Below are 11,785 nucleotides of genomic sequence, written 5' to 3' on the forward strand. Positions count from 1 at the left end.
TGACAGCCGAGTGACCGAACACTGCACGGGAATCTTTTGTCTGCCGTAGAGCAGAGCAATGAACCAATCGACGATGAGCGATCGAGCGCCCCAAGACGCAGCAGCCGCCGACCTGACGATGCACCAGGCCGCGCGGCGTGAAAAGCTGCGCAAGCTTCGCGAGCTTGGCGTCGACCCCTGGGGGCAGCGCTTCGACGACCATCAACGAATCGGGGAAATCCGCCGCCGCGAGTCCGAGATCCAATCCAGGCCGGCCGCCGAAGGCGAGCGCGGGCCCGAGGAGCACGGCCCTACGGTGCGCGCCGCAGGCCGCATCATGCTCATGCGGCACGGCGGCAAATCGATCTTTGCCAACATTGCCGATTGGTCAGGGCAGATTCAACTGCTCATCGGCAAGTCGCAAGTCGGCGACGAGAATTGGGCGCTGACCGAGTGTTTCGACCTGGGAGACATCATCGGGGTCGAGGGAGAGCTGAAGCACACGCGCACCGGCGAGCTGACGATCTTTGTCGCCCGCCTGTTCTTCCTCACCAAGTCGCTCGAACCGCATCCCGACAAGCACCACGGCCTGGCCGATCCCGAGCAGCGGCAGCGCAAGCGCTATCTGGACCTGATCCACACCGAAGGCTCGCTCGACCGGTTTGTCAATCGCACGCGGATCGTCCATTCGATTCGTCAGACGCTGGCCAGCCAGGGATATGTAGAGATCGAAGGGCCGACTTTGCATTCGATCGCCGGTGGCGCCGCGGCCCGGCCGTTCAAGACGCATCACAATGCGCTCGACATTCCGCTGTTTTTACGGATCGCGCTCGAGTTGCATTTGAAGCGGCTGCTCGTCGGCGGCGTGGAACGTGTCTACGAGCTGGGGCGCGTTTATCGCAACGAAGGGATCAGCCAACGGCACAATCCCGAGTTCACCATGCTCGAGGTTTATCAGGCCTACGGCGACTACGGCACGATGATGGACCTGGCCGAGAACTTGATCGTCGACGCGATTCGCTCGACCGGGCAAAATCTGCAATTGCCCTGGGGCGACAAGACGATCGATTTCACGCCTCCTTTTGCCCGCAAAACCTACGACGAGCTACTCACCGAACACGCCGGTATTTCCGCGACCGACGAGCCGGCCATGAAGCGGCTGGCCCAATCGCTCGGCATCGACATTGCCGGCAAGCACCCCGACGTGATCAAGAGCGAGATCTTCGAGGCCAAGGTCGAGGACGCGCTCATCGGCCCGATCTTCGTTACCGATTATCCGGCCAGCATCTGCCCGCTGACGAAACGCAAGACGTCGAACCCGGCCGTGGCCGAACGCTTCGAGCTGATCGTCGAGGGCATGGAGCTGGCCAACGCCTACACCGAATTGAATGATCCCGATTTGCAGGCCGAGTTGTTCAGCACGCAACTGGCCGGGCTGCCGGAAGAAGAGTCAATGGCCAAAATGGACCACGATTTCCTCCGTGCCATGCGGTACGGCATGCCGCCGGCCGGCGGCATGGGCATTGGCATCGACCGCCTGGTGATGCTGCTGACGAACAGTCAATCGATTCGCGACGTGATTCTCTTCCCGCTATTGAGGCCCGAAACAACCTGACGCCCCCCGCGCGTCGACGAACAGCTCAAAGGACTGAGCATGTACAAACTACTGCTTTGCTGGCGGTATCTGCGAACGCGCTGGATTGCGCTGGCCTCGATCATCAGCGTCACGCTGGGCGTGGCCACGATGATCGTCGTGAACAGCGTCATGGAAGGCTTTCGCAACGAGATGCAATCGCGCATCCACGGCATCCTTTCGGACCTGGTCTTCGAATCGAACAGCCTGGCCGGCTTCTACGATGCCGACTGGCACATGGAGCAGATTCGCCAGGTCGCGGGCGACCAGATCGAGGGGATGACCCCCACGGTCGTCGTACCGGCGATGCTCAGTTACGAATTCAACGGCAGCTCGATCACGCGCCCCGTGCAGTTGATCGGCATCGACGAGCGCACGCAAAGCCAGGTGGGAGACTTCTGTAACTATCTGCAGCACCCGAAGAATCGCGAAAAAATCAGCTTCGAGCTCCGCGAGAGCGGCTACGACGTCAACGATCATCAAGCGGGCCCCGCCTCGCAGCCGCGGCCCGACATGGCCGAGGCCGGCTGGGCCCATCGCCGCAAATCGGTCCAGCGCCAGCGCATGCTCGACGCCATGCAACCGCAAGCCGACCGCGGCGCGGCGGGCTCACACGATCCGTTCGCCGAACCGGTGCAACTGACCGCGGCCGGCGTACCCATTCGCGAGGCATCCGAGCGCGACGACGCGCAATCGCTTAGTCGCGCGGAGCCGCCCGAGTTGGAAGAAGCGCCCGACGGCGCAAACCCGCTCCGTGTTGCCGCCGCGGAGGCGGTTCGCACCGAGGGTACGATCGTTCGCGAAAGTATCGGCCACATAATCCCTGATGCTTCCGAGCCGCCGGCCCTGGAAACCGCGGCCGACGATTCGTTACCCACAGACGCAGCGGTGGTACCGATCGAAGAAGCGGCCGTTGCCGCCGTGGAATCGACCGCCGCGCCCTCCGACGAAAATGCCGCGTCAACGCCACGACCGGCTGATCCATTCGCCGGGCAGCCGCAACCGGCCGACACCTTCGATCCGCTGAAGCAGCAGCATCCGGGCGCGGTCTTGGGCATCGCCACGGTGACGCATCCTTTGGCCGCCGGAAAGACGCTCTTCCTGGCCGTGCCTGGCGATGACGTGCGGCTGAGCTTTCCCACCGCGGGCACGCCGCCCGAGGTGAGCCACGCGTCGTTTACCGTCGTCGATTTGTACGAAAGCAAGATGAGCGAGTACGACGCCAGCTTCGTGTTCGTGCCGATCGAAGTCCTGCAACAATACCGCGGAATGTTCGATCCCGAGACCAAGATTGGTTACGCCACGAGCATCCAGATCAAACTCAAGCCGGGAGCCGACGGTAACAAGGTGCGCGACATGCTGCGGGCCGCGTTCGCGCCGCAGGTTTACAACATTTCGACCTGGCGCGACAAGCAAGGCCCGCTGCTGGCCGCCGTACAGATGGAAACGGCGATCCTCAACGTGCTCTTGTTCATGATCATTGCCGTCGCGGGCTTCGGCATCCTGGCGATCTTTTTCATGATCGTCGTCGAGAAAACCCGCGATATCGGCATCCTCAAGGCACTCGGCGCCTCGCGGCGCGGGATCCTGGGAATCTTCCTGGGGTATGGCCTGTCGCTGGGGGTCGTCGGCGCGGGCGCCGGCATGATCATTGGCCTCTTGTTCGTCGCTTACATCAATGAAATCGCCGATCTGCTGGGCATGATCACGGGGCAAGAGGTGTTCGATCCCTCGATCTATTACTTCCAGCAGATCCCGACGATCGTCGAAATGGGAACCGTGACCTGGATCGTGGCCGGGGCGCTCGCGATCGCCGTGCTGGCAAGCGTTCTGCCGGCGCGCCGCGCGGCACGCCTGCATCCTGTGGAGGCGCTACGCTATGAATAATCCTGTTGCCATCAACTCCGCCGGGCCCTCGGCAACGCGCGATCGCGGAGCGCCGCCGGGCACTCCTCACTACGCGCCGCAATCAGCATTCGACAAGACTGCCGCCACCGTGCCGCCACGCTTGCAGGCCGTGGGTTTGCGCAAGAGCTACCGCAAGGGGCAAGTCGAAATCCCCGTTCTCAAAGGCGTGAATTTCGATGTCCAGCCCGGCGAGTTCGTCTCGATCATCGGCGCTAGCGGCTCGGGCAAGAGCACCCTCTTGCACCTGCTTGGGCTGCTCGACGGACCGGACGTGGGCGAAGTGCGTTTTGACGGTGCACGAATCGATAATCTGCCCGCGCGGCGGCGCGATGCGCTGCGCAATCGGCAGTTCGGCATGATCTTCCAGTTCTATCATTTGCTGCCTGAGCTGAGCATGCTGGAAAACGTGCTCGCGCCGCAGATGATCGCCGCCGGCACGCTGAGCTATCTGCGCAACCGCCGGCGGCTGGCGCAGGAAGCCAAGGATCTGCTCGACGTCGTCGGCCTCGGCCATCGCCTGCGGCATCTGCCGCGCGAACTATCCGGGGGCGAAATGCAGCGGACCGCCATCGCCCGCGCCCTGGTGATGCGGCCGCAGGTCCTCTTGGCGGACGAACCGACGGGCAACCTCGATCGGGCCACGGGACGGGAAATCTTGCGCATTCTGCGAAGCTTGAATGCTCAACAGAACCTCACTATAGTCATGGTGACCCATGACCTGGCAATCGCCGAAGAGGCCGACCGCATCGTGCGATTGACCGAAGGTGGGGTCGCAGGAGCCTGATCCGCTGGGGGTCGGGCTTGTCTTTTTTTCGCGCTTGCGCGCTTGCGCCTGCGCTACATCCATCGAGGCGGTTGCGCTCGCATGTCGCTCAAGATTTACATCAACGGCCAACTGCTCGACAAGGAAGACGCCAAGATCAGCGTCTACGACCACGGCCTGCTCTACGGCGACGGCGTCTTCGAAGGTCTGCGCAGCTACGGCGGCCGCGTCTTTCGTCTCGAGGAGCACATCGACCGCTTGTACGATTCGGCCAAGGCCATCTGGCTCGAGATTCCCATCGCCAAGCGCGCCATGGCCGATGCCGTGAATCAAACCTTGAAAATCAACGGCCTGAGCGATGCTTACATCCGCCTGGTCGTCACGCGCGGCGCCGGCAGCCTCGGGCTCGACCCCAATCGTACCAGCGATCCGCAAGTCATCATCATCGCCGATAAAATCCAGCTCTACCCGCCCGAACTGTACGACAAAGGGCTCGAGATCATCACGGCCAGCACGCAGCGCAACCATCCCGCCGCGCTCAATGCCCGAATCAAATCCCTCAACTACCTGAACAACATCCTGGCCAAGATCGAAGGCCTGCAGGCGGGTTGCATCGAAGCCTTGATGCTGAATCACAAGGGCGAGGTCGCCGAATGCACCGGCGATAACATCTTCCTGGTGCGCAACGGCGCGATTTCCACACCGCCGACCGACGCCGGTATCCTGGCCGGCGTGACCCGGCAAGCCGTCATCGAACTGGCCGAAAAGGACGGCATCACGGTCCGCCAGGTGCCACTGACACGCCATGACGTTTACGTCGCGGACGAGATGTTTTTGACGGGCACCGCGGCCGAGGTCATTGCGGTGGTCAAAGTCGATCAGCGGGTCATTGGATCCGGCCAGCCAGGACCTATTACCAGGAAGCTGAAGGATCGCTTCCACGAGCTGACCCGCGCTTAGCAGCCTGTTGAAGAACTCAACGGGCTGCGACATCGCAGGGATGCGATGGCAGAATATCGACGTAAGTCGTTATTTTGCGAGCCGTGCGAAGCTTTGCTTCGCACTTGGCGAGGTTGAAAAAAGCCACGAGGGCTTTTTTCAACAGGCTGTTAGCCCCCCCCACGCCGGATCTTCTTGGCCTGGAAAACGCCGCGACATCGACGCCCGGGTGGCGTGCAGGCGTTGCCTAGCCAGGCTGCAAATGTCCGTGCATCGGCGGACAGTGCTCCTCTCTCGTAAGAAATTGCTGCAGCAGTAAGTCGCTTCCCTCATGGAACTTTTGTTACCGCCGCGGGAGGCAATGAACATTCTTGCCCGCCGCGGCATGCCGATTGCCTAAACGCCGAGCAACGGCCATGATGTTGCCGTATTCTTTGCCACGGACGGCGATCGCACACTCCCTCGACTCGCTGGCAGTTCGAAGTCCCCACGTGGGGGACTACAGCGCGGCGGACTGTTTTTTTGGAAGGAATGATCCGTGGGTACACAGGTTCTCAGTGGCGTGTCATCTAATGGCAAGGGTTCAGCAGCTGCGGCGGCGACGCCTCGGCCTTCGGCGAGCGGCTCGGCCCGCACGGCAGCGATCGCCGCGGTAACGACGTGGCGACCGATCTCTCCGCCGCTGAATTTTGCGGAAACTCCGGCCCCCGAGCTATTTTCGTCAAACGTCTTCAGCCTGAAGGTCATGAAGGAGCGGCTTCCCAAGCCGGTCTACAAGGCCCTGGTCACGACGATCGAAACCGGAGCGAAGCTCGACCCCTCGATCGCCGACGTCGTGGCCACGGCCATGAAGGACTGGGCGATCTCGAAGGGCGCTACCCACTATGCCCACGTCTTTTATCCCCTCACCGGTTTGACGGCCGAGAAGCACGACAGCTTCTTGTCTCCCGATGGTGAAGGTGGCGCGATCTTCGAGTTCAGCGGCAAGGCCCTGATCCAAGGCGAGCCGGACGGATCGAGCTTCCCCACCGGTGGCATTCGCGCCACGTTCGAAGCCCGCGGCTACACGATCTGGGACGTGACGAGCCCGGCCTACATCCTCGAAAATCCCAACGGCACCACGCTGTGCATTCCCACGGCGTTCGTCTCTTGGACGGGCGAAGCGCTCGACAAGAAGACCCCGGTGCTCCGCTCGATGCAGGCCCTGAACAAGCAAGCCCATCGTATTCTCAAGCTCTTCGGCCATGACGACGGCGCGTTCGTCGCCTCGACCGCCGGGCCCGAGCAAGAATACTTCCTGGTGGACCGCCATTTCTACTTCGCCCGGCCCGACCTGTTCACCGCCGGCCGCACATTGTTCGGGGCCAAGCCCCCGAAAGGGCAGGAGTTCGAAGATCACTACTTCGGCGCCATTCCCGAGCGCGTGCTGGCGTTCATGCTCGAAGTCGAGCGCGACCTCTATAAGCTCGGCGTGCCGGTCAAAACGCGGCACAACGAAGTAGCTCCCGGCCAATATGAAATCGCGCCGATCTTCGAATCGGCCAACCTGGCCACCGACCATCAGCAGTTGATCATGATCACGCTCAAGCGCGTGGCCGAGAAATACGGCATGGCTTGCTTGACGCACGAAAAGCCCTTTGCCGGCGTCAACGGCTCGGGGAAGCACGTCAACTGGTCGCTGGGCAGTGCCTCGCAAGGCAACCTGCTCGACCCGGGCGCTACGCCGCACACCAACGCACAATTCCTGGTCTTCTGCGGCGCCGTCATTCGCGCCGTACACAAGTACCAGGGGTTGCTGCGGGCCGTCGTGGCTTCGGCCGGCAACGATCACCGACTGGGCGCCAACGAAGCCCCGCCGGCGATCATTTCGATCTTCTTGGGCGACCAGCTCACCGACATCTTCCAACAGGTGAAGGCCGGCGGCGCCAACTCCTCGATCTCGAAGGGCCATTTGACCGTTGGCGTCGACATCCTGCCGCCGTTGCCGATGGATGCCGGCGACCGCAACCGCACCAGCCCGTTTGCGTTCACGGGCAACCGGTTCGAGTTCCGTGCGGTCGGTGCGAATCAGTCGATCGCCGGTCCGCTGGTGGCGATGAACACGATCGTGTGCGAGTCGCTCGATTGGTGCGCCACGAAGCTCGAACAGATGACTGCCGGCAAGCCGGAAGCTCTGCACGGCGCCGTGCAGAAGCTATTGACCGAGATCATCAACGAGTGCGAGTCGATCATCTTCAATGGCGACGGCTATTCGGCCGCCTGGCACGCCGACGCGGCCAAGCGCGGACTGTTGAACTTGAAGACCTCGATCGACGCCCTGCCGATGCTCGCTGATCCGGCCATCAAGGCCCTGTTCACCAAGTACGGTGTGCTGTCCGAGCGCGAGCTGCAAAGCCGTCTCGACATTTACCTCGAGCAGTATTGCAAGACGGTAAAGGTCGAAGCCGCGCTGACCATGGAAATGGCTCGCACGCTGATCTTCCCGGCCGTGGTTCGTTATCAGAACGAGCTGGCCTCGACCTGCGCGAACCTGAAGCTGGTCGGCTACGAGTTCGATACCGACACGCTGGACAAGATCACCGACCTTGTCAAGAACCTGCAGGACAGCTTGGGCGTGCTGGAAAAGGCGCTCGGCCATCACGGCGGCGACAGCCTGGAGGCGGAAGCCCGTCACTTCTGCGAAGAAGTGCTGCCGGCCATGGCCACCGTCCGCAAGTATGCCGATGAGATGGAAGGCTGGGTGGCCGACGACCTGTGGCCGCTGCCGACCTACCAGGAGATGTTGTTCATCAAGTAGCAAAGGCGACGTACGAAACGCTGCGAGACAGTGCTCCAGGATCATGACCAGTGACGACCTCGTGACCAGTGCCGCTGCCGATGGGTAAACGATGGCGGCGAGGTTCGTTGGGCAGTGTCGTGAGGGCAGGTCCTTTGTGAAATACTGCCCGCAGCAGGGCAAGCGTACTGTTCGTCTTTAGCCTCGGGCCGAATCCGTCGTGCGGCGATGCGACTACGCCGCGCGACGGGTCGGCCTCTTTTCTGCGCGCCTGCTCCTGCCACACGGACGCCCCGCGCCGTGGCACGTCCTTGGCTTGCTGTCGGAAAAGGCTGAGAGCTGTATCAGCTCATCATCAGCCGGCCGCCCGAGGCCACGATGCTCTGGCCGGTCATGTAGCTCGATTCTTCGCTCAACAGAAAGCGAATCAGCGAGGCCAGCTCGTCGGGCTTGCCGATGCGCCGCATCGGCGTGGCGGCGATCACCTCGGCCTTGCGCTCCGGCGGTAGCACGTCGGCCATTTCGGTCTCGACCAGCCCTGGCACCACGCAATTGACGCGCACGTTGTGCGGCGCGAAGGCTTCAGCGCAGCAGCGCGTGAGGGCCATCACGCCCGCCTTCGACGCTGAATAATGGATCTGCATCTGCCGCGGCAATAGGGCCGCGATCGACGAAACCATCACGATCCGCCCAAAGCCTTGGGCGATCATCTCATCCTTCACGGCGAAGATCGCCAGGTACGCGCCGTTGAGATTCACGTCGATCATCTCGCGCCAGATCTCATAGCTGAGCGAGTTGTGGTCGGCCAGGTTGCTGATCGCGCCGCAATGTGCCAAGTACGAGATTGTTCCCAACTCGGCCCGCGTCCGCTCGACCAGCCGCTTTACGTCCTCGGGCCGGGCGACGTTGCACGGCTCGGCGATGGCCTTGCGACCGAGCGCTTTGATCTCGGCCACGGCCTGATCGGCGTCCGCCCTGCGCGAGGCGTAGCTGATCGCCACGTCGGCTCCTTCGCTGGCCAGCCGCAAAGCCGTCGCCCGACCAATGCCGCGCGATCCACCGGTAACCAGCGCCACGCGATTTTGAAATTCTGCCGTCATACGTCGTATCGTCCCATCACGGTTGTGAGCTGTGACCGCAAACCGACGTTCATCTTAATGCCCGGAGCGGTCGACAAGGATCACGCGGACGTCGCAGACGTTCGTATGCGTCGGTCCCGTCTTGATCAGGCCGCCCAGGGGCTCGAAGAAGTGATAGGCGTCGTTGCGGGCGAGAAAATCGGCGATCGACAGTCCGCGCCGGGCCGCCTCGTCGAGCATCGCGCGATCGACCAGTGCGCCCGCGGCGTCGGTCGGCCCATCTTCGCCGTCGGTTCCGCCCGAAACGAGCACGAAATCGCCGCTTCCGGACGGGGCCAGCGACTCGGCGGCTGCCAAAACGAGCTGCTGATTTCGCCCTCCCCTGCCCCGCTCTTCGGCGGGCACCAACTGCACGACCGGCTCGCCGCCGCTCAACAGGCAATCGACGCCCGAGCACGGCCGCGCGATCTCGACCGTCATGGCGGCCAAGCGGCGGCCGACATCCTCGGCAAGCCCCTCGTGCGTTTCGGTCGGCAGGATCCGCGGCCGATAGCCAAGCGCCAAAGCCTCGTGTTCGGCCGCATCAACGGCCGTGGCGTTATTGCCGATCACTAGATTCGTCGCCGGGCAGCCTTCGCCGCGTGCCGGCTCGACGCACTTGGCGCGCAGAAAATCGAACACCGCCGGCGCGATCCCCGCCTCGGCGGCGCGAAACTGTTCGAGCACCGCCAGGGCATCGGCCGGCGTCGCCGGATCGTCGATCGTGGGCCCCGAGGCGATGATGTCGAGCGGGTCGCCCAAGACGTCCGAAATGATCAGCGTGACCAGGTGGCCGGCGTGGCAGGCGCGCCGCAGCCCGCCCCCTTTGATCGCGCTGAGTTGTTTGCGAACTGTGTTTAGCTGGCGGATGTCGGCGCCGGCGGCACTCAGGTGTCTCGTGACCGCTAGCTTGTCGGCGAGCGTAATCCCCTCGGCCGGCGCCGGCAGTAGCGCGCTGCCACCGCCGGAAATCAGCGCGATGCACAAGTCATCAGCCGAGGCCTCGCGCACGAGACGCAGAATCTCCGCGGCTCCGGCCGCCCCTTCAGGCGTCGGCTCATTCTGCCCAGGCTGCCGGGCCGCGTGCAGATGAATTGCCGACAAAGGACGGACGCAATCGGCCGGGACATTTAGCCAGCCGGTAACCTGCTTCTCGGCGAGCAGCTTGGGACCGAGGGCTTCTTCCATTCCCTGCGCCATGCCGGCCCCTGCCTTGCCCGCACCCACGACGATGATGCGGCAAATGCGTGCCAGGTCGAACACCTGGTCGGCGATGCGTAATTGGCCGTTCTCGACGTGTACGGCCTTGCGTACAAGCGTGCGCGAATCGACCGCCGCCACAGCGGCGCGCCAGATAGCAAGCGCGTCCTCGCGCAGATTACGAGCGGGCGGCGGCACGAAGGCTTTCCTGCAAGGAAATCGAGACCGATGGAACCGGTCCCGATTATAGCCCGCCCTTATTGCGGGCGACCGCCGGCCAGGGTTTGCTCCTGGCGTTTGGCGAGCTGGTCACGCGACAGCCGGAGGGCCGCTTCCAGTTGCGGGTCGTTGCCGGCACCGGCCTGCGACACCTCGCCCGAGGTGTCGATCACGGGCTTGGCGACTTGCTGCACCTCGACGTCCGGTTTGACGCCGATGCCGCTGTAGGAGTGGTTCAGCGGCGAGTAGAACTTGGCGGTTGTCAGTCGCAAGCCGGCGTTGGCCTGGTTCAAGGGGAAGATGCCCTGCACCGACCATTTGCCGTAGCTGGTCGAGCCGACGATGATGCCGCGGCGGTGGTCGCGGATGGCTCCGGCCACGATCTCGCTGGCACTGGCGCTATCGCCATCGATCAGCACCACCAGCGGCATCCGCCAGGTGCCATCGGCGTGAGCCGTGTACTTATAGTCCTCTTGCGGGCCGCGACCGCGGGTCGACACGATCACGCCCCCTTCGACGAACTTATCGACCACCTCGACGCTGACCGCCAGCAGGCCGCCCGGGTTGTTACGCAGATCGAGGATCAGGCTCTTCATGCCCAACCGGTGCAAGCGCCACAGTTCGGCGTCCAGCTCGCGGACGGTCGTCTTTTGGAACTGATGCAGCCGCAGGTAGGCCACGCCCGTCGCCGGGTCCAAGATCCGGCCGCCGTCGACGCTGGGAGCCTCGATCTGCTCGCGGCGAATGCGCAGCTGTCGGTTAGTCGAGTCGGGAGCAATGAGCGTGACCTCGACGAACGTCCCTTCCTTGCCTTGTAACAAATTCGCCGCCTGATCGGTCGACAGGTCCGTGGTCGATTGACCGTCCACGGCCACGATACGATCGCCGGCATGAATGCCCGCCTTTTCGGCCGGGCTGCCGGTGATGACCTTCAAGATCAAGAGGGCCCGGTCGCTGGCCTTCAATTCGACACCGAGACCGACGAAGTTGCCTTCGATCTGCGAATAGACTTCGTTCAACTGGTCGGCGGTGAGAAACGTCGAGTACGCGTCCAGACCGCTCGTCGCGCCACAGGTGTATTCCAGAATCGTGACCGTGTTGTTCAGGCCCAGCCGTTCACGCCCCAGGCGAGCAATGTACACCACGGCGTCACGGGCATGATGGCGGGTGTTGATCTGCCAGCCGGCAACGCGATCGAGCACTTCGCGACGGAAGCGATCGATCTGGGCCTGCGGAAGGCGGGGGAGATT

The 11,785-nt window shown here is 63.2% G+C and carries 8 protein-coding genes; 5 read left to right on the top strand and 3 right to left on the bottom strand.

Annotated elements, in window-relative coordinates; translation table 11 throughout:
• The first annotated feature begins 58 nt into the window (after nt 1-58).
• From lysS to VHD36_16315, 5 genes are all read left to right on the top strand, one after another.
• Nucleotides 59-1,594 carry a lysine--tRNA ligase gene (lysS, locus tag VHD36_16295; protein HVU88885.1) on the top strand — a complete coding sequence of 512 codons (1,536 nt, stop codon included), beginning with the start codon at nt 59-61 and terminating at the stop codon, nt 1,592-1,594.
• 39 nt (nt 1,595-1,633) lie between these two features.
• Nucleotides 1,634-3,499: an FtsX-like permease family protein gene (locus VHD36_16300; GenBank protein HVU88886.1), complete on the top strand. Its 1,866-nt coding sequence runs from the start codon at nt 1,634-1,636 to the stop codon at nt 3,497-3,499.
• Complete coding sequence (locus VHD36_16305) at nt 3,492-4,304, top strand: ABC transporter ATP-binding protein (GenBank protein ID HVU88887.1); 813 nt, start codon at nt 3,492-3,494, stop codon at nt 4,302-4,304. The genes VHD36_16300 and VHD36_16305 overlap by 8 nt, the downstream gene beginning before the upstream one ends.
• Before the next feature lie 81 nt (nt 4,305-4,385).
• A complete protein-coding gene (gene ilvE / locus VHD36_16310; protein ID HVU88888.1) occupies nt 4,386-5,243 on the top strand; it encodes a branched-chain-amino-acid transaminase in 858 nt (285 codons plus the stop codon).
• A 517-nt stretch (nt 5,244-5,760) separates the two neighbouring features.
• Nucleotides 5,761-8,019: a glutamine synthetase III gene (locus VHD36_16315; GenBank protein ID HVU88889.1), complete on the top strand. Its 2,259-nt coding sequence runs from the start codon at nt 5,761-5,763 to the stop codon at nt 8,017-8,019.
• Between the two features lie 323 nt (nt 8,020-8,342).
• Here VHD36_16315 and VHD36_16320 read toward each other — a convergent pair whose 3' ends face one another.
• The 3 genes from VHD36_16320 to VHD36_16330 form a co-directional block, all read right to left on the bottom strand.
• Nucleotides 8,343-9,098, bottom strand: coding sequence for a 3-oxoacyl-ACP reductase family protein (locus tag VHD36_16320; protein HVU88890.1), 756 nt, complete (start codon nt 9,096-9,098; stop codon nt 8,343-8,345).
• Between the two features lie 54 nt (nt 9,099-9,152).
• Entirely contained in the window at nt 9,153-10,514 is a 1,362-nt protein-coding gene (locus tag VHD36_16325) for a DUF4147 domain-containing protein (protein HVU88891.1), read from the bottom strand.
• Nucleotides 10,515-10,573: 59 nt separating this feature from the next.
• A partial coding sequence (locus VHD36_16330) for a S41 family peptidase (protein HVU88892.1) occupies nt 10,574-11,785 on the bottom strand: 1,212 nt, incomplete at its 5' end.

Source organism: Pirellulales bacterium, assembly GCA_035546535.1.
GTDB lineage: Bacteria > Planctomycetota > Planctomycetia > Pirellulales > JACPPG01 > JACPPG01.